The sequence below is a fragment of the Streptomyces flavotricini genome (genome assembly GCF_020639365.1).
Classification (GTDB): Bacteria; Actinomycetota; Actinomycetes; order Streptomycetales; family Streptomycetaceae; genus Streptomyces; species Streptomyces flavotricini.
On sequence record NZ_JAINUL010000001.1, the window covers coordinates 6,234,029 to 6,255,203 of the forward strand.

General features: G+C 69.8%; 20 protein-coding genes, 1 pseudogene and 1 riboswitch. Of the genes and pseudogenes, 16 read left to right on the forward strand and 5 right to left on the reverse strand.

Annotation, left to right across the window (positions count from 1 at the left end):
* Nucleotides 1–100 (forward strand): annotated as a pseudogene (locus K7B10_RS28405) (IS481 family transposase); the annotation flags it as partial.
* A 45-nt stretch (nt 101–145) separates the two neighbouring features.
* On the opposite strand, the gene K7B10_RS28410 reads toward K7B10_RS28405, so the two are convergent.
* Nucleotides 146–385 (reverse strand): hypothetical protein, encoded by a 240-nt coding sequence (locus K7B10_RS28410; protein ID WP_229340338.1) that lies wholly within the window; start codon nt 383–385, stop codon nt 146–148.
* 132 nt (nt 386–517) lie between these two features.
* On the opposite strand from K7B10_RS28410, the gene K7B10_RS28415 reads away from it, so the two are divergent.
* The gene (locus K7B10_RS28415) at nt 518–1,495 is read left to right on the forward strand and encodes a carbohydrate kinase family protein (protein ID WP_030863490.1); all 978 of its coding nucleotides are present in this window, start codon (nt 518–520) and stop codon (nt 1,493–1,495) included.
* 25 nt (nt 1,496–1,520) lie between these two features.
* Here the strand turns inward: K7B10_RS28415 and K7B10_RS28420 are convergent, their stop codons facing one another.
* Nucleotides 1,521–2,900 (reverse strand): cysteine desulfurase/sulfurtransferase TusA family protein, encoded by a 1,380-nt coding sequence (locus K7B10_RS28420; protein ID WP_229340340.1) that lies wholly within the window; start codon nt 2,898–2,900, stop codon nt 1,521–1,523.
* A gap of 283 nt (nt 2,901–3,183) precedes the next feature.
* Between K7B10_RS28420 and ctaC the strand changes: the two genes are divergently transcribed.
* From ctaC to K7B10_RS28440, 4 genes are all read left to right on the forward strand, one after another.
* Nucleotides 3,184–4,158: an aa3-type cytochrome oxidase subunit II gene (ctaC, locus tag K7B10_RS28425; protein ID WP_229340342.1), complete on the forward strand. Its 975-nt coding sequence runs from the start codon at nt 3,184–3,186 to the stop codon at nt 4,156–4,158.
* A complete protein-coding gene (ctaD, locus tag K7B10_RS28430; RefSeq protein ID WP_229340343.1) occupies nt 4,155–5,885 on the forward strand; it encodes an aa3-type cytochrome oxidase subunit I in 1,731 nt (576 codons plus the stop codon). The genes ctaC and ctaD overlap by 4 nt, the downstream gene beginning before the upstream one ends.
* Nucleotides 5,882–6,280, forward strand: a complete 399-nt coding sequence (locus tag K7B10_RS28435; RefSeq protein ID WP_030863499.1) for a cytochrome c oxidase subunit 4 — start codon at nt 5,882–5,884, stop codon at nt 6,278–6,280. The genes ctaD and K7B10_RS28435 overlap by 4 nt, the downstream gene beginning before the upstream one ends.
* Before the next feature lie 116 nt (nt 6,281–6,396).
* Entirely contained in the window at nt 6,397–7,644 is a 1,248-nt protein-coding gene (locus K7B10_RS28440) for a L,D-transpeptidase (RefSeq protein ID WP_229340345.1), read from the forward strand.
* 108 nt (nt 7,645–7,752) lie between these two features.
* Here K7B10_RS28440 and K7B10_RS28445 read toward each other — a convergent pair whose 3' ends face one another.
* Complete coding sequence (locus tag K7B10_RS28445) at nt 7,753–8,154, reverse strand: DNA-binding transcriptional response regulator (protein WP_229340347.1); 402 nt, start codon at nt 8,152–8,154, stop codon at nt 7,753–7,755.
* A gap of 199 nt (nt 8,155–8,353) precedes the next feature.
* On the opposite strand from K7B10_RS28445, the gene ctaE reads away from it, so the two are divergent.
* The 6 genes from ctaE to K7B10_RS28475 all read left to right on the forward strand — a co-directional run bounded on the left by ctaE (nt 8,354) and on the right by K7B10_RS28475 (nt 15,640).
* Nucleotides 8,354–8,974, forward strand: coding sequence for an aa3-type cytochrome oxidase subunit III (gene ctaE / locus K7B10_RS28450; RefSeq protein WP_030863506.1), 621 nt, complete (start codon nt 8,354–8,356; stop codon nt 8,972–8,974).
* A 76-nt stretch (nt 8,975–9,050) separates the two neighbouring features.
* A complete protein-coding gene (qcrC, locus tag K7B10_RS28455) occupies nt 9,051–9,860 on the forward strand; it encodes a cytochrome bc1 complex diheme cytochrome c subunit (protein ID WP_229340349.1) in 810 nt (269 codons plus the stop codon).
* The gene (qcrA, locus tag K7B10_RS28460; RefSeq protein ID WP_030863512.1) at nt 9,857–10,915 is read left to right on the forward strand and encodes a cytochrome bc1 complex Rieske iron-sulfur subunit; all 1,059 of its coding nucleotides are present in this window, start codon (nt 9,857–9,859) and stop codon (nt 10,913–10,915) included. The genes qcrC and qcrA overlap by 4 nt, the downstream gene beginning before the upstream one ends.
* On the forward strand, nt 10,912–12,540 hold the full coding sequence (gene qcrB, locus K7B10_RS28465; RefSeq protein ID WP_229340351.1) for a cytochrome bc1 complex cytochrome b subunit: 1,629 nt from the start codon (nt 10,912–10,914) through the stop codon (nt 12,538–12,540). Before qcrA ends, qcrB begins: the two co-directional genes overlap by 4 nt.
* Before the next feature lie 166 nt (nt 12,541–12,706).
* The gene (gene trpD / locus K7B10_RS28470; protein WP_229340354.1) at nt 12,707–13,771 is read left to right on the forward strand and encodes an anthranilate phosphoribosyltransferase; all 1,065 of its coding nucleotides are present in this window, start codon (nt 12,707–12,709) and stop codon (nt 13,769–13,771) included.
* A gap of 96 nt (nt 13,772–13,867) precedes the next feature.
* Nucleotides 13,868–13,984, forward strand: a riboswitch (SAM riboswitch).
* A gap of 240 nt (nt 13,985–14,224) precedes the next feature.
* Nucleotides 14,225–15,640: an aminotransferase class V-fold PLP-dependent enzyme gene (locus K7B10_RS28475; protein WP_229340356.1), complete on the forward strand. Its 1,416-nt coding sequence runs from the start codon at nt 14,225–14,227 to the stop codon at nt 15,638–15,640.
* 167 nt (nt 15,641–15,807) lie between these two features.
* Here K7B10_RS28475 and K7B10_RS28480 read toward each other — a convergent pair whose 3' ends face one another.
* Together K7B10_RS28480 and K7B10_RS28485 are read right to left on the reverse strand one after the other, a co-directional pair.
* Nucleotides 15,808–16,089 (reverse strand): Lrp/AsnC family transcriptional regulator, encoded by a 282-nt coding sequence (locus K7B10_RS28480; RefSeq protein WP_030013053.1) that lies wholly within the window; start codon nt 16,087–16,089, stop codon nt 15,808–15,810.
* Nucleotides 16,086–16,808: a rhomboid family intramembrane serine protease gene (locus K7B10_RS28485; protein ID WP_229340358.1), complete on the reverse strand. Its 723-nt coding sequence runs from the start codon at nt 16,806–16,808 to the stop codon at nt 16,086–16,088. The genes K7B10_RS28480 and K7B10_RS28485 overlap by 4 nt, the downstream gene beginning before the upstream one ends.
* Before the next feature lie 127 nt (nt 16,809–16,935).
* Here K7B10_RS28485 and K7B10_RS28490 point away from each other — a divergent pair, with 127 nt between their 5' ends.
* The 4 genes from K7B10_RS28490 to K7B10_RS28505 all read left to right on the forward strand — a co-directional run bounded on the left by K7B10_RS28490 (nt 16,936) and on the right by K7B10_RS28505 (nt 21,168).
* Nucleotides 16,936–17,175 carry a hypothetical protein gene (locus K7B10_RS28490; protein ID WP_229340360.1) on the forward strand — a complete coding sequence of 80 codons (240 nt, stop codon included), beginning with the start codon at nt 16,936–16,938 and terminating at the stop codon, nt 17,173–17,175.
* A 40-nt stretch (nt 17,176–17,215) separates the two neighbouring features.
* Nucleotides 17,216–18,580 (forward strand): NYN domain-containing protein, encoded by a 1,365-nt coding sequence (locus K7B10_RS28495; RefSeq protein WP_229345473.1) that lies wholly within the window; start codon nt 17,216–17,218, stop codon nt 18,578–18,580.
* A gap of 259 nt (nt 18,581–18,839) precedes the next feature.
* Nucleotides 18,840–19,874 (forward strand): C40 family peptidase, encoded by a 1,035-nt coding sequence (locus tag K7B10_RS28500; protein WP_229340363.1) that lies wholly within the window; start codon nt 18,840–18,842, stop codon nt 19,872–19,874.
* A 250-nt stretch (nt 19,875–20,124) separates the two neighbouring features.
* On the forward strand, nt 20,125–21,168 hold the full coding sequence (locus K7B10_RS28505; protein WP_229340365.1) for a C40 family peptidase: 1,044 nt from the start codon (nt 20,125–20,127) through the stop codon (nt 21,166–21,168).
* The last annotated feature ends 7 nt before the right edge of the window (nt 21,169–21,175 follow it).

Here is a 21,175-nt window from a genome sequence, read left to right on the forward strand (position 1 = left end):
AGACTTCCTCCACACCTACAACCACCACCGCTGCCACACGGCACTCGGCGGACACCCGCCCATCAGCCGAATCAACAACGCTGCGGGTCAATACAGCTAGGCCGTGTCTTTCGGATCAGGGCGGCCCGGGTCCGAAAGGCACGGCCTAGTCCCCGTACGCCGCTGTCGAGGCGATCAGGCGGGCCGAGGCCGGCGGGACGCTGATCCCGTGGATCTGCGAGGGCGCCACCCGGTCCGGCCGGGGGTCCGCCGGGACCGCCCAGTGCGGGGCCATCCTGGCGCAGTCACCCAGCAGCCGTGCGAAACCGGGCCGCGTGTCGGCGGCACCCTTCGCGGCGCCGTCCTTGGCCGTGCCCGCGTACCCGAAACCATCGGTGTAGGTCATGGGGCACGGTAGGCACGGCCCGGCGGGCGAAGAAAGACCTACTACGGGGTAGTTTCGGTCGGTCGGCGACCGGGCGGCGACCGGGTAGTTTTGACTGTCCCCCTCGCCGTCCTCCGCAGGAGCGTCCACGCCGTGCGTATCGCAGTCACCGGCTCCATCGCCACCGACCACCTCATGACCTTCCCCGGCCGCTTCGCCGACCAGCTGGTCGCGGACCAGCTGCACACGGTCTCCCTCTCCTTCCTCGTCGACAACCTCGACGTACGCCGGGGCGGCGTCGGCCCGAACATCTGCTTCGGCATGGGCCAGCTCGGCACCCGCCCGATCCTCGTCGGCGCGGCCGGGTACGACTTCGACGAGTACCGCGCGTGGCTGGACCGGCACGGCGTCGACACCGAGTCCGTGCGGATCTCCGAGGTGCTGCACACCGCGCGCTTCGTGTGCACCACGGACGCCGACCACAACCAGATCGGCTCCTTCTACACGGGCGCGATGAGCGAGGCCCGCCTGATCGAGCTGAAGGCCGTCGCCGACCGGGTGGGCGGGCTCGACCTCGTCCTCATCGGTGCCGACGACCCCGAGGCGATGCTGCGCCACACGGAGGAGTGCCGGACGCGGGGGATCCCGTTCGCCGCCGACTTCTCGCAGCAGATCGCCCGGATGGACGGCGAGAACATCCGCACGCTGATGGAGGGCGCGACGTACCTCTTCTCGAACGAGTACGAGAAGGGCCTGATCGAGTCGAAGTCCGGCTGGACGGACGCGGAGATCCTGGGCAAGGTCGGCACGCGCGTGACCACCCTCGGCTCGCGGGGCGTGCGGATCGAGCGGGTCGGCGAGGAGCCGATCGTGGTCGGCTGCCCGGACGAGACGGCGAAGGTGGACCCGACGGGCGTCGGCGACGCGTTCCGCGCCGGGTTCCTGACCGGCCTCGGGTGGGGCGTGGGGCTGGAGCGGGCGGCGCAGATCGGCTGCATGCTGGCCACCCTCGTGATCGAGACGCTGGGCACGCAGGAGTACACCCTGGCCCGTGCCCACTTCATGGAGCGTTTCACGAAGGCGTACGGCGAGGACGCCGCCTCCGAGGTCCGCGCCCACCTCGCCGCGTAGCCCCGGACGCCGGCGGGGCTGGAGGTCAGACCCGCCGGCGGACCGTGTACGCGACCCCCGCCGGGCGCGGGGCCTCGCCCTCGTAGGTGTGGCCGCGCATCGTGCACCAGGCAGGGATGTCCAGGCGGGCCACCTCGTCGTCCGACAGGACGGTGACGGTGCCGCCGACCGGGACCGTGCCGATCGCGCGGGCCAGCTCGATCACCGGCTGGGGGCAGCGCAGGCCCAGGGCGTCGATCTCCAGCGCATCCGACACCGGCGCCACGGCCGCCGGTTCGCCGACGCCGAGCGTGGCGCGGACCCCCGCCACCACCCCCGGCAGGACCTCCAGGAAGCCGTTCACCTCCTGCGCCGTGGTCCCCGTCGGCAGGGAGACCCGTACGTTCCCCTCCGACAGCACGCCCATCGCCCGGAGCACATGACTCGGGGTCAGCGTGGAGCTGGTGCACGAGGAGCCGGAGGAGACCGAGTAGCCCGCCCGGTCCAACTCGTGCAGCAGCGTCTCCCCGTCGACGTACAGGCAGGAGAACGTGACCAGGTGCGGCAGCCGCCGCTCCGGGTCCCCGACCACCTCCACGTCGGGCACCAGCCGGGCCACGCGGCGCCGGATGCGGTCCACCAGGATCCGCAGCCGGGCCGCCTCCGCCTCGGCCTCGGCCCGTACGGCGCGCAGCGAGGCCGCCGCCGCCACGACCGCCGGGAGGTTCACGAAGCCGGGGGAGCGCCCCGACTCCCTTTCGTCCGCGGGGAACTGGGGGGAGAAGCGGACGCCCTTGCGGACGGCCAGCAGTCCGACCCCCGCCGGTCCGCCCCATTTGTGCGCGCTCGCGGTGAGCACCGACCAGCCGTCCTCCACCGGGCCCCAGCCCAGGGACTGCGCCGCGTCCACGAGCAGCGGCACCCCGGCCGCCGCGCAGACCTCGGCCACCTCCGCCACCGGCTGGACGGTGCCGACCTCGTGATTGGCCGACTGGAGGCAGGCCAGGGCCGTCGACGCGTCCAGCGCGCCGGCGTATCCGGCCGGGGACACCGCGCCCGCGCGGTCCACCGGGACGTGGGTCACCGTCCCGCCGGCGGCCGCGTGCGCGTCCGCCGCGTGGAGTACAGAACTGTGTTCGACCGCCGATACGACCAGATGACCGCCGACGCGCCGGCGCCCGGCGAGCGCTCCGGCGACCCCCGTGTGAACCGCGTGCGTCCCCGAAGGAGTGAACACGAGCTCGTCTGGGCGACACCCCACGGCCTCCGCCGCCGCTTCGCGCGCCGCGTCCAGGAGCAGCCGGGCGCGCCGGCCCTCCCGGTACAGCCGGGCGGGGTCCGCCCAGCCCTCGTCCAGGGAGGCCTGCAACGCCTGCCGGGCCACGGGGTGCAGGGGAGCGGCGGACGCTGTGTCGAAGTACGGCATCGGGCCACGCTAACCGGCGCCCGGCGGCGTTCGAGGTCAGGGGCCGTCAGATGCTCTCCGGAGGCCGCCATTCAGGGGGTGTTGGGCCGTCCCCCGTACGGCGGATCCATCCCTTCGGGGGCAGTAGCGGCGCGTTGGGCACCCTCCCCGCGCGACCCCAAATAGCGTCCAGTAGGGTTTGGTCCGCATAAACATCCAAACCCCTGCCTGCGTCAGGGCCGGCGACCGACCCGAATACGGCCGCGGCCGGCCGCGCGGGCCGAGACTCTCGGGAAGGCGCTACGTGAGTCCCTACGGCTCCGACCGCTCGCCGCGGCGCCCGATGCGGCGGAAGCTGCTGCAGGCGCTGACTGCGGGCGCGGTCCTGGCGACCGCCACTGGTTGCTCGTACAACTGGCAAGACTTCCCCCGGCTCGGAATGCCCTATCCGGTCACGGAGGAGGCGCCTCGCATCCTGTCCCTGTGGCAGGGGTCGTGGGCAGCTGCCCTCATCACGGGCATCCTGGTCTGGGGCCTGATCATCTGGAGCATCATCTTCCACCGGCGCAGCCGGACGAAGGTGGAGGTCCCCCCGCAGACCCGGTACAACATGCCCATCGAGGCGCTGTACACCGTGGTCCCGCTCATCATCGTCTCGGTGCTCTTCTACTTCACCGCGCGTGACGAGTCGAAGCTGCTCGCCCTCACCCCGAAGCCGGCTCACACGATCAACGTGATCGGCTTCCAGTGGAGCTGGGGCTTCAACTACGTCGAGAACGTCGACGGAGACGCGGCGACCCCGAAGGCCGGCGAGGTCCCCAAGGAGCTCGCCAACATCCCGGACCGCTTCACCAAGGAATTCCCCGCGGGCGCCGAGGGCGTCTACGAGAAGGGCGTTCCCGGCGACCGGAACCTGGAGACGGGCAACCCGGGGCCGACCCTCTGGCTCCCCAAGGGCGAGAAGGTCCGCTTCATCCTGTCGTCGAACGACGTCATCCACTCCTTCTGGGTGGTCCCCTTCCTGTTCAAGCAGGACGTGATCCCGGGCCACACCAACGTTTTCGAGGTCACCCCCTCCGAAGAGGGCGTCTTCATGGGCAAGTGCGCCGAGCTCTGCGGCGTCGACCACTCCCGGATGCTCTTCAACGTCAGGGTCGTCTCGCCCGAGGCCTACCGGGCGCACCTCAAGGAACTGGCCGAGAAGGGGCAGACCGGCTTCCTCCCGGCCGGCATCAAGCAGACTGACCCGGCCCGGAATGCGGAGACGAACAAACTGTGAGCATCCTCAACGAATCTCAGGGTGCCGCCGCCGACTCGTATGAAAACGAGCTGCCGGTACGGCGCAAGCAGCCGGGCAATGTCGTCGTGAAGTGGCTGACCACTACCGACCACAAGACCATCGGCACGATGTACCTGGTCACGTCGTTCGTGTTCTTCATCATCGGCGGTCTGCTGGCGCTCTTCATGCGCGCCGAGCTGGCTCGTCCGGGCACGCAGATCATGTCGAACGAGCAGTTCAACCAGGCGTTCACCATGCATGGCACGATCATGCTGCTGATGTTCGCCACTCCGCTCTTCGCGGGCTTCGCGAACTGGATCATGCCGCTGCAGATCGGCGCGCCCGACGTGGCGTTCCCGCGGCTGAACATGTTCGCGTACTGGCTGTACCTCTTCGGCTCGACCATCGCGGTGGCCGGCTTCGTGACGCCGAACGGCGCCGCCGACTTCGGCTGGTTCGCCTACTCCCCGCTGTCGGACGCGGTCCGCTCGCCGGGCATCGGCGCCGACATGTGGATCATGGGTCTGGCCTTCTCCGGCTTCGGCACGATCCTCGGCTCGGTCAACTTCATCACCACGATCATCTGCATGCGCGCCCCCGGCATGACGATGTTCCGCATGCCGATCTTCACCTGGAACGTGCTGCTGACCGGTGTCCTGGTCCTGCTCGCCTTCCCGGTGCTGGCCGCCGCGCTCTTCGCGCTGGAGGCCGACCGCAAGTTCGGCGCCCACGTATTCGACGCCTCCAACGGCGGCGCATTGCTGTGGCAACACCTCTTCTGGTTCTTCGGACACCCAGAGGTGTACATCATCGCGCTGCCATTCTTCGGAATCATTTCCGAGATCATCCCGGTCTTCGCCCGCAAGCCGATGTTCGGTTACATCGGCCTGATCGCCGCGACGATCTCGATCGCCGGCCTCTCCGTGACCGTGTGGGCCCACCACATGTACGTCACCGGCGGCGTGCTGCTTCCGTTCTTCTCCTTCATGACCTTCCTGATCGCGGTACCGACCGGTGTGAAGTTCTTCAACTGGATCGGCACCATGTGGAAGGGCTCGCTGTCCTTCGAGACCCCGATGCTCTGGACGATCGGCTTCCTGGTCACCTTCACCTTCGGTGGTCTGACCGGCGTCATCCTGGCCTCGCCCCCGATGGACTTCCACGTCTCCGACTCGTACTTCGTCGTCGCGCACTTCCACTACGTCGTCTTCGGCACCGTGGTGTTCGCGATGTTCGCCGGCTTCCACTTCTGGTGGCCGAAGTTCACGGGCAAGATGCTGGACGAGCGCCTCGGCAAGATCACCTTCTGGACGCTGTTCATCGGCTTCCACGGCACGTTCCTGGTGCAGCACTGGCTGGGCGCCGAGGGCATGCCGCGCCGTTACGCGGACTACCTCGCGGCCGACGGCTTCACCACCCTGAACACGATCTCGACGATCAGCTCGTTCCTGCTGGGCATGTCGATGCTGCCGTTCATGTACAACGTCTGGAAGACGGCGAAGTACGGCAAGAAGGTCGAGGTCGACGACCCGTGGGGTTACGGCCGTTCGCTCGAGTGGGCGACGTCCTGCCCGCCGCCGCGGCACAACTTCCTCACCCTGCCGCGGATCCGTTCCGAGTCGCCGGCGTTCGACCTGCACCACCCTGAGATCGCGGCCCTCGACCACCTCGAGGACCACAGCGTCGCCGCCAAGGGCGTCACCGGTGGCAAGGAGGCCGGCAAGTGAAGATCCAGGGCAAGATGTTCCTCTGGCTCTCCTTCTTCATCCTGATCATGGCCGTCGTGTACGGCGTGTGGTCGAAGGAGCCCGTCGGTACCACCGCGCTCTTCCTGGCCTTCGGCCTGAGCGTCATGATCGGCTACTACCTGGCCTTCACGGCCAAGCGCGTCGACGAGATGGCCCAGGACAACCTGGAGGCCGACGTCGCCGACGAGGCGGGCGAGCTGGGGTTCTTCTCCCCGCACAGCTGGCAGCCGCTCTCGCTGGCGATCGGTGGCGCCTTCGCCTTCATGGGTGTCATCTTCGGCTGGTGGCTCATGTACTTCTCCGCTCCGCTGATCCTGATCGGTCTGTGGGGCTGGGTGTACGAGTACTACCGCGGTGAGAACCAGAACCAGTAGGACCGCAGCACCGAGACAAGACCTGGGGCCCGGACACCTCCAATGGAGGAGTCCGGGCCCCTCGTTTGCAGTCACCCCGCGCGCAGTAATGGTCATATCTTCATAGCGTGGGCTCCATGAAGCACTCACCGCGTCTTTGGACGGTAGTCAGCTGCTCTGTGCTGGTGGCGTCCCTCGGGGCCGGCGCCACCGCTTGCGGGCCCGGGGACAACCCGCTGTCAGCCCGCCCGTACGACGCGGGCGACCAGGTCGTCTTCAACCAGCCGCCGGGCGGGCGGCCCGTCGACCCCGAGAAGCCCCTGGAGATCACCGCCAAGGGCACCGGCGGCAGCCGGATCACCGACGTGTCCGCCGTGGACGCCCAGGGACGCCGCCTCGCGGGCGAACTGAGCGCCAAGGGCGACCGCTGGCACAGCACCGCCCCCATGGCCGCCGGCGTCCATTACACGGTCCTGGTGAACACCGAGGACGAGCGGGGCGCCCCGGGGCAGCGCAGGCTGGCGTTCGAGACGACTCCGGCCGACAAGGTCCTCAAGGTCGAATTCGGGCCGGACGAGGGCAAGTACGGCGTCGGACAGCCCCTCACGGCCGTGCTCAACGAGCCCATCACGGACAAGGCCGCCCGGGCGATCGTGGAGCGGGGCCTGGTCGTCAGCACGCCGCCGGGCGTCGAGGGCGCCTGGCACTGGGTGGACGACAAGAACCTGCACTTCCGCCCCAAGGACTACTGGCCCGCGCACTCCACCGTCTCCGTACGGAGCAATCTGGAGGGCATCAAGATCACCGATGAGCTCCACGGGGCCGCCGCCACGCCGTTGACACTGGAGATCGGGGACCGCGTCGAGGTCACCACGGACGCCTCCGCGCACTACCTGACGTTCGAGCGCAACGGAGAAGTGATCAACACCATTCCGGTGACCACCGGAAAGCCCGGCTTCTCCACCCGCAACGGGGTCAAGGTGGTGCTCGGCAAGCAGTACTTCGTCCAGATGCGCGGCGACACCGTCGGCATCGGCGGCAGCGAGTACTACAACCTGCCCGTCTACTACGCGACCCGCGTCACCTGGAGTGGTGAATACGTGCACGCCGCGCCGTGGTCCCTGGACTCACAGGGCTCCGAGAACGTCAGCCACGGCTGCACCGGCATGAGCACGAGCAACGCCGCCTGGTTCTACGAGAACATCACCGAGGGCGACATCGTCCGGGTGATCAACAGTATCGGCGATGACATGGAGCCCTTCGGCAACGGCTTCGGCGACTGGAACCTGGACTGGAAGGAGTGGCGCGACGGCAGCGCCCTCCTCAAGGGCACCCAGGAAGGCCGCAGTCCGATCGACCAGGCCCGGCTGCGCCCGCAGGTCTGAGCCCGGCGGGCCCGCGCTCCGGGCGCGGGCCCGGCCGGCCGCCGCGACCGGCGCCGGCGCACCGAAGTCCGTACGTACGGATGACGGCGCGCCGGCGCCGGCGCTAGGTCACGCGGCCGACGACAGCCGGGAACGCACCAGGGCCGCCAGGGCGTCGGCGAACTCCACCGGGTCGACCGGAAGGGTCACCGCCGCGTCCGCGCGGCTCCAGGTGGCCAGCCAGGCGTCCTGCGGACGCCCCATCAGCAGCAGTACCGGAGGGCACCGGAAGATCTCGTCCTTGATCTGCCGGCACACGCCCATGCCGCCGGCCGGGACCGCCTCGCCGTCCAGCACGCACACGTCGATCCCGCCCGCGTCCAGCTCGCTCAGGACGGCCGGGAGCGTGGCGCATTCCACGAACTCCACCGGTGGCAGGTCCGCGGCCGGCCTGCGCCCGGCCGCCAGCCGCACCTGCTCGCGGGTGCTCGCGTCGTCGCTGTAGACCAGAACCCGTGCAGTCGACCGCATTTCGTTCCTCCACGGTGCCGTGAATCACGTTGATGTTGCGCGGGATGCTACTCCGTCCGACCCGGTGTCAACATCGGTTCGGACAGCCTCGCCGATGAAGGTCCCCGGGCCGATCTGATGGGCCGTTCGGGCCTTGCACACGCCCCTGACACTCCGAACGGCACCCCCCGGGGTGAGGGCGGGATAAGCGACCGACATAATGTCGGTCGTGGCGACAGCAACGACAGTAGATACCGGGCACGCGCACCCGACGGTCAACCGGCCGAACCTCGTCAGCGTCGGAACCATCATCTGGTTGAGTTCCGAGCTGATGTTCTTCGCGGCCCTCTTCGCGATGTACTTCACCCTGCGATCCGTGACAGGTGCCGAGTACTGGTCAGAGCAGGCTTCGGCCTTGAATCTGCCCTTCTCGGCGACGAACACGACGATCCTGGTGCTTTCCTCCCTCACCTGCCAGCTCGGCGTATTCGCAGCCGAGCGCGGTGACGTGAAGAAGCTCCGGTCGTGGTTCATGATCACATTCGTCATGGGTGCGATCTTCATTGGCGGCCAGGTGTTCGAGTACACCGAGCTGGTCAAGCACGAGGGCATGTCTCTCAAGTCAGGTCCGTACGGCTCGGTGTTCTACCTGACCACCGGCTTCCACGGTCTGCACGTGACGGGCGGTCTCATCGCCTTCCTGCTGGTCCTCGGCCGGACGTACGCGGCCAAGAGGTTCACCCACGAACAGGCCACGTCGGCCATCGTCGTGTCCTACTACTGGCACTTCGTCGATGTCGTCTGGATCGGCCTCTTCGCGACGATCTACCTGATCAAGTAGCGAACACGTCACCGGGCCAGACCCGGCACTCCATCCAGAAACACCGACGCAGAAGATCCTGACACCGGGGTAATCCGTGAAAAAGCTCTCCGCACGACGACGCCATCCGCTGGCGGCGGTCGTCGTTCTACTCCTCGCGCTGGCGGCCACTGGGGGGCTGTACGCCGCCTTCGCCCCCGCGGGCAAGGCGCAGGCCGATGAAACCGCCCAGTCCCTCGCCATCGAGGAGGGCAAGAAGCTCTACGCCGTGGGTTGCGCAAGCTGCCACGGAACCGGCGGTCAGGGTTCCACTGACGGCCCCAGCCTGGTCGGCGTCGGCTCCGCGGCCGTCGACTTCCAGGTGAGCACGGGCCGCATGCCCGCCCAGCAGCCCGGCGTGCAGGTGCCGAAGAAGCCGGTCATCTACGAACAGGCGCAGATCGACCAGCTCGCCGCCTACATCGCCTCCCTCGGCGCCGGCCCCATCGTGCCGACCGAGAAGCAGTACGACCCGGCGGGCGCCAACATCGCCAGGGGTGGTGAGCTCTTCCGCAACAACTGCGCGCAGTGCCACAACTTCACCGGCGAAGGCGGCGCGCTGACGAACGGCAAGTACGCCCCGAACCTTGAGGGCGTCTCGCCGAAGCACATCTACGAGGCCATGCTCACCGGCCCGCAGAACATGCCCTCCTTCCCGGACAGCACCATGCCGACGAAGGAGAAGAAGGACATCATCGCGTACCTCGAACACGTGAACGGCGACAAGTCGACCAGCCCCGGTGGTCTCAAGCTCGGTGGCCTCGGCCCCGTCTCCGAGGGTCTGTTCGGCTGGATCTTCGGTCTGGGTGCGCTGATCGCTGTCGCCGTCTGGGTCGCGGCCCACACCGCTAAGGCCAAGAAGTCATGAGTAGCCAAGACATTCCCGAAGAGAAGCACCTGCCGAGCGAGCAGGGCGACGCGCACCACGGTGGCGTCGCAGTCGCGGACGACCCGTTCGCCGACCCGGGCCTGCCGGTCCACAAGCCCCGTATCCAGGACATCGACGAGCGGGCCGCGAAGCGCTCCGAGCGCACCGTGGCGATGCTGTTCACGCTGTCGATGCTGGCCACGATCGGCTTCATCGCCTCGTACGTGATCCTCCCGGTCGACAAGATCGTCTACATCTTCCCGATCGGGAAGGTGAGCGCGCTGAACTTCGCGCTCGGTCTGACCCTGGGCACGGCCCTCTTCTGCATCGGCGCGGGCGCGGTCCACTGGGCCCGCACCCTGATGTCCGACGTGGAGGTCGCCGACGAGCGCCACGAGATCGCGGCGCCGCCGGAGCTCAAGGCGAAGGTCATGCAGGACTTCGCCGACGGCGCGCAGGAGTCGGGCATCGCCCGCCGCCCGCTGATCCGCAACACGATGCTGGGCGCGCTGTCGATGCTGCCGCTGTCCGCTCTCATGATCATGCGCGACCTGGGCCCGCTGCCCGAGGAGAAGCTGCGCAAGACCGTGTGGGCCAAGGGCAAGCTGCTCATCAACGACAACACGAACGAGCCGCTGCGTCCCGAGGACGTGCAGGTCGGTTCGCTGACCTTCGCCAGGCCCGAGGGCCTGGAGGAGGAGCAGCACGACTTCCAGACGCAGATCGCCAAGGCCGCCCTGATGATCGTCCGCATCAAGCCGGAGGACATCAAGGACAAGCAGGAACTCGAGTGGTCCCACGAGGGCATCGTGGCCTACTCGAAGATCTGCACCCACGTCGGCTGCCCGATCAGCCTGTACGAGCAGCAGACCCACCACGTGCTCTGCCCGTGCCACCAGTCCACCTTCGACCTCTCCGACGGCGCCCGAGTCATCTTCGGTCCGGCCGGCCACGCGCTTCCGCAGCTGCGGATCGGCGTGAACGGTGAAGGCTTCCTCGAAGCGCTCGGCGACTTCGAAGAGCCCGTCGGTCCTGCATTCTGGGAGCGCGGATGAGTACTGCCACTGACACAAAGCGGCCGGCGCCCTCCAAGGGCGAGCGGGTAGCGGACTGGGCGGACGGACGCCTGGGCATCTACAGCCTGGCCAAGTCCAACATGCGCAAGATCTTCCCGGACCACTGGTCCTTCATGCTGGGTGAGATCTGCCTCTACAGCTTCATCATCATCATCCTCACGGGTGTGTACCTGACGCTGTTCTTCCACCCGAGCATGAACGAGGTCGTGTACCACGGCTCGTACGTGCCGATGCAGGGCGTCCAGATGTCCGAGGCCTTCGCCTCGACTCTGAACATCAGCTTCGAGGTCCGCGGCGGTCTGCTCATCCGGCAGATCCACCACTGGGCGGCGCTGATCTTCGTCGCGGCGATGCTCGTGCACATGATGCGCGTGTTCTTCACCGGCGCGTTCCGCAAGCCGCGCGAGGTCAACTGGATCTTCGGCTTCCTGCTGCTGGTCCTCGGCATGTTCACCGGTTTCACCGGTTACTCCCTGCCGGACGACCTGCTCTCGGGCACCGGTGTCCGCTTCATGGAGGGCGCGATCCTGTCCGTGCCGATCGTCGGCACGTACCTGTCGTTCTTCCTCTTCGGCGGCGAGTTCCCCGGCGGCGACTTCGTCGCGCGGTTCTACTCGATCCACATCCTGCTGCTGCCCGGCATCATGATGGGCCTGCTGGTGGCCCACCTGATCCTGGTCTTCTACCACAAGCACACCCAGTTCGCGGGTCCCGGCAAGACGAACAACAACGTCGTCGGCATGCCGCTGCTGCCGGTCTACATGGCCAAGGCCGGAGGCTTCTTCTTCCTGGTCTTCGGTGTCATCGCGGCCATCGCGGCGGTCGCCTCGATCAACCCGATCTGGGCGCTCGGCCCGTACCGGCCGGACCACGTGTCCACCGGCGCGCAGCCCGACTGGTACATGGGCTTCTCCGAGGGCCTCATCCGTGCGATGCCCGGCTGGGAGATCAACCTCTGGGGCCACACGCTCGTCCTGGGCGTGTTCATCCCGCTGGTGATCTTCCCGCTGGTACTGGCCACGATCGCGGTCTACCCGTTCATCGAGTCCTGGGTCACCGGGGACAAGCGCGAGCACCACATCCTGGACCGCCCGCGCAACGTCCCGACCCGTACGGCCTTCGGTGTGGCCTGGCTGACGTGGTACGTCATCCTGCTGATCGCCGGTGGAAACGACATGTTCGCGCAGTACTTCCACCTGTCGATCAACAACATCACGTGGTTCGCCCGCATCGGCTTCTTCGTCGGCCCGGTCATCGCCTTCGTCATCACCAAGCGGATCTGCCTCGGCCTCCAGCGCCGGGACCGGGACAAGGTGCTGCACGGTCGCGAGACCGGCATCATCAAGCGCCTGCCGCACGGTGAGTTCGTCGAGATCCACGAGCCGCTGACGCAGGGCAAGCTGCACACCCTGACCGCGCACGAGCAGTACAAGCCGGTCGAGATCGGCCCGACGGTCGACGAGAACGGTGTCGAGCGCAAGGTCGGCCGCATGGAGAAGCTCCGCGCGAAGCTCAGCAAGGGCTACTACGCGGAGGACAGCCAGATTCCGAAGCCCACGGTGGAGGAGTACAAGGAGATCCAGAGCGGCCACGGCCACCACTGATCCCGCTTGAGGGACTGATTCAGGTCAGTCCTGGTGTCGCCACGGCAAGAGCCCCGTCCAGTGTCCGGACGGGGCTCTTTGCCGTCCCCGGGGCTGGATAGGCTGAACCCCTTCCCATTCGAGTGGGCCCCGACATCGGGTGGCCGATCAACAGCAGGAGCGGACCATGAACGTTGCGACCCCGGCAGGCGGCGACAGCGTGGCGGCCCGCGGCTGGCCGGGCGTCCTCGATGCCCTGCTGTCCGGCCAGGACCTGCGCGCGGACGAGACGGCCTGGGCCATGGACCGGATCATGCGCGGAGAGGCCACGGACGCCCAGATCGCCGGCTTCGTGGTGGCGCTGCGGGCCAAGGGGGAGACGGTCGCGGAGATCAACGGCCTCGTACGGTCCATGTACGGGCACGCCAACCTGATCGAGGTGCCGGGCCGGACGGTGGACATCGTCGGCACGGGCGGCGACGGGGCCAAGACGGTGAACATCTCGACGATGTCCTCGATCGTGGTGGCCGGTACGGGTGCGAAGGTGGTCAAGCACGGCAACCGGGCCGCGTCCTCCGCCAGCGGCTCCTCGGACGTCCTGGAGAAGCTCGGGGTCAACCTGGACCTCACCCCGGCGCGGGTGGTCGAGGTCGCTCAGGAGGCCGGCATCACCTTCTGCTTCGCGGTGAAGTTCCACCCGGCGCTGCGGCACGTGGCGGCGGCCCGCAAGGAGCTGGGCATCCGGACCACCTTCAACTTCCTGGGCCCGCTGACCAACCCGGCGCGGGTACGGGCGCAGGCCACGGGCGTGGCGGACGCGCGGGTGGCCCCCATCGTGGCGGGCGTGCTGGCGGAGCGGGGCTCCTCCGCGCTGGTGTTCCGCGGGGACGACGGCCTGGACGAGCTGACGACGACGGCGACCTCCCGGGTGTGGTGGGTGCGCGACGGCCGGGTGGACGAGCAGTCCTTCGACCCGCGTGACGTCGGCATCCCGCTGGTCGACGTCTCGGCGCTGCGGGGCGCGGACGCCTCGTACAACGCGGACGTCGCCCGCCGGCTGCTGGCCGGCGAGACCGGCCCGGTGCGCGACGCGGTCCTGCTGAACTCCGCGGCCGCCCTGGTGGCCCTGGACCCGGGCACGGGGACCCTGGAGGACCAGATCCGCGCCGCGATCGCCCGTGCGGCGGAGTCCGTCGACTCGGGCGCGGCGAGGGCGGCCCTGGACCGCTGGGTGGCGGCCAGCAACGCATAGGGGCGTCCTGCGCCCGTTCCTTTCCGGCCAAGGCCCCGGTCCGCATGGTGGACCGGGGTCTTGTGCGCGGGGGATCTTGTGGCAGGATGCTGACCAGGTCACGAGTGACAGCGTTTTGGCCCCGGCTTGCTGTCCGGCAACCCTCCTTCCGTGGCGGGGTGCCCCGGGTGATGACCAGGTCGCAGGCAGAAAGGCCTGCGGCAAGCGCGGATCCCTCGACACCAGGGGTCCTGGTCTCTCGAGGAGCTTTTCCGTGAGCAAGCGAATGCGATAGGGCGACTCCGCCCCTTCTTCACCCTCCGTGCGGTCCTGAGCCGTCCGCGCGTCGAGGCAACTCCCGTACCCCCTCCGCACCCGTGCATCCGCGCACCCGTTTCCGGGACGCGTGTGCCGCGTGCGTCCGCGTACGGGCCGTCCGAAGCCATTCAGCCTGTCCTGCCGGGAGATACCGCCATGTCCGCGTACCCGAACACCGCCGCCACCGACGTCGTGACCGCCTCCGCCGACCCCGCCTGTGCCGAGCCGCTGCCTGTGCTCGGCCGGGACGTCACCGTCCCGCTCGTCACCGGCGGCGAGGTCACCTACGCGGCCCTCGACTACGCGGCCAGCGCCCCCGCGCTGCAGCGGGTCTGGGACGACGTCGCGGCGTACGCCCCGTACTACGGCAGCGTGCACCGCGGCGCCGGCTACCTCTCCCAGCTGTCCACGGACCTCTTCGAGCAGAGCCGGGCGACGGTCGCCGGGTTCCTCGACTGCCGCCCCTCCGACCAGGTCGTCTTCACCCGGTCCACCACCGACTCGCTGAACCTGCTCGCCGCCGTGCTGCCGGCCGACTGCCAGGTGTTCGTCTTCGAGACCGAGCACCACGCCTCGCTGCTGCCGTGGGGGAACGCGCAGGTCACGTACCTCAACGCGCCGCGGACCCCGGCCCAGGCCGTGGAGACCCTGGAGCGGGCGCTCGCCGCGCGCGAGCCGTACGGTTCGGCGCTGGTCTGCGTCACCGGAGCGTCCAACGTCACCGGGGAGCTGTGGCCGGTGAAGGAGCTCGCCGCCGCGGCGCACGCCCACGGCGCGCGGATCGTCCTGGACGCCGCCCAGCTGGCCCCGCACCACCCAGTCTCCGTGCAGGAGCTGGACGTGGACTGGGTGGCCTTCTCCGGGCACAAGCTGTACGCGCCGTTCGGCTCGGGCGTGCTGGCCGGCCGGGCGGACTGGCTGCAGCGGGCGGAGCCGTACCTGGCCGGCGGCGGCGCCTCCCGGAAGGTCGCCCGCCGCGCGGACGGCGGCGTGGACGTCGAATGGCACACGACGGCGGCCCGCCACGAGGCAGGCTCCCCGAACGTCATCGGCGTGTACTCGATCGCCTCCGCCTGCAAGGCCCTGACCGAGGCGGGCTTCGAGGGCCTCGTCGCCCGCGAGCGGCACCTGATCGCCAAGGTCCGCGAGGGCCTGGCACAGGTCCCGGCCGTCCGGATCCTGTCCCTCTTCGGCGACGACTCCCCCTCGCGTTCCGCTGGGGGGACCCCCACGCGGGTCGGGGTCATCTCCTTCGTGGTCGACGGCTGGAACAGCTCGCACTTCGCGGCGGCGCTGTCGGCGGAGTACGGGATCGGCGTCCGCGACGGGCTCTTCTGCGCCCACCCGCTGGTCCGCACCCTGCTGGGCAGCGAGCCGCAGGCCCAGGGCGAATGCGGAGCCCCCGAGGCGGCCCCGGGGGAGCGCTCGCTGAACGCGATCCGCGTCAGCTTCGGCGCCGGCACCCCGGACGAGCACGTCGACCGCTTCGTCGGCGCCGTGAAGGAGCTGGTGGCCGACGGGGCGAAGTGGCAGTACCGCACCGAGGAAGGCCGCTGCGTCCCGGCCGTGTGAAACGGTACGGATCATGACCTACCGGGGTGTCCTACCGGGACCCGGTACCGACCGTCAACGCCTGCGTGGAAGGGGACCCGGAGGGATGCCCGCGCGGCTACCCCTTCCGGCCCCAGGGGGGCGGGCCGCCCGGCCGGGGGAGAGCCTGCCGGGGTTGTGAGGGCTCGCTACGCGTCGAGGCCGATGGCGAAGGCCGCTTCCAGGTCGTGCTGGGAGTACGTGCGGAACGCCACGTGCGTGTCCGTCGCCTCGACGCCCGGGATCTTGCTGATGCGGCCCGGGATGATGTCCGCCAGGTTCTCGTGGCGGGCCACGCGGACCAGGGCGATCAGGTCGTACGTCCCGGTGACGGAGTAGACCTCGCTGACGTTCTCCAGCGCGGCGATGGACTCGGCGATCTCGGGGATGCGGTCCACGCTGGTCTTGATGAGCACGATCGCGGTGATCACGGCTGGCTGTCTCCCTCGGTGGCCGTCGCTGGTCGCCTCACTCTAGTCGTACGCCGATAGCGCACCCACGCGTAGACGAAGCCGAGCGAGAAGCCCACCAGGTGGGCGAGGTACGCCACCCCGGGGCCGCTGCCCGCGCGGTGCGCCGCCACCCACTGGAGGGCGAACCAGAACAGCAGGACCAGCCACGCCGGGAAGCGCAGCGGGAGGAACAGGAGGAAGGGGAACAGGCTCGTCACGCGGGCGCGCGGGAACAGGCAGAGGAAGGCGCCCAGTACCGCGGAGATCGCCCCCGAGGCGCCGACCAGGGTCTGGTCCGAGGAGGCGTTGGCCGCCGCGTACGCCGCCAGCGCCAGGTAGCCCGTACAGATGTAGAACGACAGGAACTCCGGTCGCCCCATCCGCTCCTGCGTCATCACGCCGAAGACGTACAGGAACAGCATGTTGCCGAGCAGGTGCAGCCAGCTGCCGTGCACGAACAGGGCGGTGAGCGGAGTCAGCAGGGCCCGCGCCGAGCCGGTGAAGAGCTCGTCCGGGACCACCCCCCAGCGCCGGAAGTACGCGGTCCCCGTCTCCAGTAACCGCTCGCCCGTCCCGTACGAGGGATTCAGCCCCGAGGACGGGCCGAGGAGGAACACCACGCAGCAGCCGGCGATCAGCGCGTGGACGACCACCGGGCCCCGGGCGGCCTCCCGGAGGGCCTGCCACTTTACGATCATGCGATCGAGCATGACCCAAGCGAACCCTCCCGGAGCACCGGCAGGCCGTAGGGTTACGAGCTGCGGTCCGCCGATTGACGCGGACGGCGGCTTTAATTGAATCAGCTACGAAGGAGAGAGCGGCCTGATGACGGTTCCCCTGCCGACCGACACCACCCGGTGGCGCTGCACGCTGTGCGGCAACCTCACGCGTTTCGACGTCACTCGTTCGTTGAAGGTCGTGGAGTACGTCCACCTGGACCTTGCCGGGGAGCCCAAGGTCGAGGAGCGCGAGGTGGTCAATGAGACCATCGAGTCGGTCCGCTGCCGGTGGTGCAACGCGGTGGACCAGATCGAGCTCGTGGACAGGCCGGGCGCGGACTCCTGACGGAGCCCCGCCCGCAGGTGAATGACGGTAGGGGTGACGGATTGTGGAGCCAGCAAGCGGCGCTGAGCCGGCCGACGCGGCCGGCGACGCCGCCGAGGTGCTCGACCGCCCGCTGCCGGAAGGCGTGCGGCGCCGGGTCGTCGCGCTCGTCTCGGACGCCTTCGGCGGACTGACGGTCGCGGACCTCCCGGCGCAGCTGCGCCAGTACGCCCGGTTCACCCCGACCCGGCGCGCCAAGTTCGCGGGCAACGCGATGGCCGCGGCGGTGGAGGCGGACGCCGTCTTCCGGGGCCGCGTCGCCGAGAAGCTGCGCGAGGCGCAGGCCGAGCTGGCCGGCGCCCTGGAGTCCGGCGCCCCGCCGGCCGCCGCGGACCCGCTGGACGTGGCGGCCGCCGCCTACGTGCTGCGCCCGGTCGGCTGGGTGAAGCTGGTGGCCGCCGCGGGCGAGGAGGCGCAGCGCGCCGACGCCGAGCGGGTCGGCGAGGAGACCCGGCGCGAACTGGACCGGCTGCGCGAGGAACTGGCCCACGCTCGGGACGCGCAGCGTCTGGGCGGTGAGCAGGTGCGGGCCGACCTGGACGCGGCGCGCAAGGAAGTGGAATCGCTCCAGCGCAAGCTGCGCAGCGCCCAGAGCGACGTGAAGCGCGGCGAGGCGGCCCTGCGCAAGGTCACCGCCGAGATCGAGGGGATCCGGGGCGAGGCCGCCGCGCAGGTGACCGCCGCCGAGAGCGAGACCCGGCGGCTCAAGTCCCGCCTCGCGGAGGTCGAGACGGCGCTGGAGACCTCCCGCCGGGCCACCCGCGAGGGCCGCAGCGTCGAGGACATGCGGCTGCGGCTGCTGCTGGACACCGTGCTGGACGCGGCCCAGGGGCTGCGCCGCGAGCTGGCGCTGCCGCCGGTCTCGACGCGGCCGGCCGACACCGTGGACGCGGTGGAGCCGGGCCGGATGACCCCGAAGGACATCGCGGCGCGCGCCCTGTCGGAGACCGATCCGGCGCTGCTGGACCAGCTGTTGGCGCTGCCCCAGGCCCATCTGGTGGTCGACGGGTACAACGTGACGAAGACCGGCTATCCGACGATGCCGCTGGAGAAGCAGCGGCTGCGGCTGCTGGGCGGGCTGTCGATGCTGGCCGCGCAGACGGGCGCGGAGATGACCTGCGTCTTCGACGGCGCGGAACTGGCGGCCCCGGTGCTGCTCGCGCCGCCGCGCGGGGTGCGGGTGCTGTTCTCCAAGCCCGGCGTGACGGCGGACGAGCTGATCCGCCAGCTGGTGCGCGCGGAGCCGCCCGGCCGGCCGGTGGTCGTGGTCTCCACCGACCGTGAGGTGGCCGACGGTGTGGCGAAGGCCGGAGCACGCCCCGTGACGTCCGCTTTGTTGCTGAAGCGGCTTTCGCGCGTTTCGTAACTCCTAGCTGGAATGCCCGATTTCGCAGAGCCGGCAGGGAACGTACCGTCAAGTGCCCTGCACAGAGCGTGGGCTGTAGGTAAAGAACCTGGTCGGCGGCCAAGTTTTTTGCCGACAGGATTTGAACTGATCACAGCGAGGTCACTAGGGTCGGCTCAAACCTTCGTGCGGCAGTTCACTCATTCGGGGTGACGGCGGAGGTGCGCTGCCGAGCCCTGCGACTGTATTCGGCGGCTCCAGGCATAAGGAGCTCGCGTTCGTGGCGTCCCACCGTCGACCCAAGCCGCCGACCCGCACCCGCGTGAGCGTGCTCACCGCCCTCGCCACCGCGGCCGTCGCCCTCTCCTCCCAGTCGGCCATGGCCGCCCCGGCCAAGCCGAGCAAGGACGAGGTCAAGAGCAAGGTCGACGCCCTCTATGAGGAGTCCGAGCAGGCCACCGAGAAGTTCAACGGGGCCAAGGAGCGCCAGGAGAAGCTGGAGAAGGAAATCTCGCAGCTCCAGGACCAGGTCGCGCGCGGCCAGGACGAGCTCAACGGCCTGCGCAACACGCTCGGTTCGATGGCGACGGCCCAGTACCGCGGCGGCGGCCTCGACCCGTCCATGCTGCTCCTGCTCTCCTCCGACCCGGACGCCTTCCTCGACAAGGCCTCCACGCTCCAGCAGGTGAGCGGCAAGCAGGTCGAGGCGATAACGAAGATCCAGGCCAAGCAGCGCAGCCTCGCGCAGCAGCGTCAGGAAGCCACCGGCAAGCTCGCCGACCTCGAAGCCGTCCGCAAGGAACTCGCCGAGAAGAAGGCGGCGGCCCAGAGCAAGCTCGCCGACGCCCAGGCCCTCCTCAACACGCTGACCGCCGAGGAGCGGGGCCAGTTGAAGAGCGACGCGGCCAAGGACGGTCAGGCCGCCGCGGACGCCGCCGGCTCCAAGGGTGCGGTGAAGGGCTCGGGCCGGGCCGGGGCGGCCCTCGCCGCCGCGATCACCCAGAAGGGCGACCGCTACCACATGGGCGACACCGGCCCCGACTCGTGGGACTGCTCGGGCCTGACCCAGTGGGCCTACGCCCAGGCCGGCGTCAAGATCAGCCGCGTCACCACCACGCAGGCCAACGACGGCACGCGCATCTACAACCAGAGCGACCTCCAGCCCGGAGACCTGGTCCTCTTCTACGACGACCTGCACCACGTCGGCCTCTACGCGGGCAACGGCCAGGTCTTCCACGCCTCCAACCCGACCGGTGGCGTCCGTTACGAGGCCATGAAGAACATGCCGTTCCAGTTCGGCGTCCGCGTCGGCTGACCCGCCCGAGGGCCGCGCGCCCGCCCCGGGCCGCGCCGTACACCGCCCATCCGGGCGAATTCCGCGCCCCTGCTGTGACCACACGCCCCGCCGGTGACCTGCGTCTCCGGCGGGGCGTCGGCGTATGCGCCCCGCCGGGGTCGTTGGCCGGGGTGTAGCGGCGCGGTTACTGTCTGCCAGCGCGGAACCCGGCACACGGCCGCCCACGGGGGGCGGACCCGGTCCCGCGCAGCGGAAGGGAGCGGCTCCAGTGGCGTCCCATCGTCGGCCCGGGCTCGGCAGCCTCGACAGGAACACCAAGGTCACCTTCCTGACCGCCGCCGCGGCCGCCGCCGCGGCAGCCCTGACCGGCGCGCCGGCACTCGCGGCCCCCACCCTCCCGCAGGAGCCCGCGGCCGGCGCCCGTGCCCAGGTCGACCGGCTCTTCGAGGAGGCCGAACAGGCCACCGAGCGCTACAACCGGGCGGACGAGCGGGCCGGCCGGCTGCGCACCGAGATCGACCGGGCCCAGGACGCACTGGCCCGCGGCCAGGAGCGCATCAACACCATGCGCGGCCTCCTCGGCGCCTTCGCCGGAGCCCAGTACCGCTCCGGCGGCATCGACCCCGCCGTCGAGCTGATGCTCTCCGAGGACCCCGACGAGTACCTCGACAAGGCCTCCCAGCTGAACCGGCTGACGGACCGCCAGGCCCGACAGCTCGACGAACTGCGCAAGGAGCAGCGCCGGCTGGGCCAGCAGCGCCACGAGGCCTCGCAGAAGCTGGCCGAACTCGACACCGTACGGGCCGACGTGGCCCGCCAGAAGCGCGCCGTCACCGCCAAGCTGGCCGCGGCCCGCCGGCTCCTCAACGCCATGCCCACCCAGGAGCGGGCCGAGTTCGAGCGGGCCTCGCGCTCGGGCGGGCGCCCCGACGGCCTGCCCGAGCCGAACTCCCTCGGACCCTCCTCGGGCCGCGCCGCGACCGCCGTGATGGCCGCCCGGGCCGCCGTCGGCCGCCCGTACATCTGGGGCTCCACCGGGCCCTCCGGATTCGACTGCTCCGGGCTGATGGTGTGGTCGTACCGGCAGGCGGGGGTCTCCCTGCCGCGCACCTCGCAGGCCCAGCGGTACGCGGGCCGCCAGGTCCCGCTCTCGCAGGCGCAGCCTGGCGACCTGGTCACGTACCGCTCCGACGCCAGCCATGTCGGCATGTACGTCGGCAACGGCCAGGTGGTGCACGCCCCGTACCCGGGGGCGCGGGTGCGCTACGACCCGGTGGGGATGATGCCGGTGTCCTCCGTGACCCGTCCCTGAGCCGCCC

Bases quoted from the DNA above. Each gene is read 5' to 3' on its own strand.
- K7B10_RS28420 (WP_229340340.1), bottom strand. From the start codon at position 2,900: ATGCCGTACTTCGACACAGCGTCCGCCGCTCCCCTGCACCCCGTGGCC.
- qcrB (WP_229340351.1), top strand. From the start codon at position 10,912: ATGAGTACTGCCACTGACACAAAGCGGCCGGCGCCCTCCAAGGGCGAG.
- K7B10_RS28445 (WP_229340347.1), bottom strand. From the start codon at position 8,154: ATGCGGTCGACTGCACGGGTTCTGGTCTACAGCGACGACGCGAGCACC.
- ctaE (WP_030863506.1), top strand. From the start codon at position 8,354: ATGTCGGTCGTGGCGACAGCAACGACAGTAGATACCGGGCACGCGCAC.
- K7B10_RS28410 (WP_229340338.1), bottom strand. From the start codon at position 385: ATGACCTACACCGATGGTTTCGGGTACGCGGGCACGGCCAAGGACGGC.
- K7B10_RS28490 (WP_229340360.1), top strand. From the start codon at position 16,936: ATGACGGTTCCCCTGCCGACCGACACCACCCGGTGGCGCTGCACGCTG.
- trpD (WP_229340354.1), top strand. From the start codon at position 12,707: ATGAACGTTGCGACCCCGGCAGGCGGCGACAGCGTGGCGGCCCGCGGC.
- K7B10_RS28485 (WP_229340358.1), bottom strand. From the start codon at position 16,808: ATGATCGTAAAGTGGCAGGCCCTCCGGGAGGCCGCCCGGGGCCCGGTG.
- K7B10_RS28475 (WP_229340356.1), top strand. From the start codon at position 14,225: ATGTCCGCGTACCCGAACACCGCCGCCACCGACGTCGTGACCGCCTCC.
- qcrA (WP_030863512.1), top strand. From the start codon at position 9,857: ATGAGTAGCCAAGACATTCCCGAAGAGAAGCACCTGCCGAGCGAGCAG.
- K7B10_RS28440 (WP_229340345.1), top strand. From the start codon at position 6,397: ATGAAGCACTCACCGCGTCTTTGGACGGTAGTCAGCTGCTCTGTGCTG.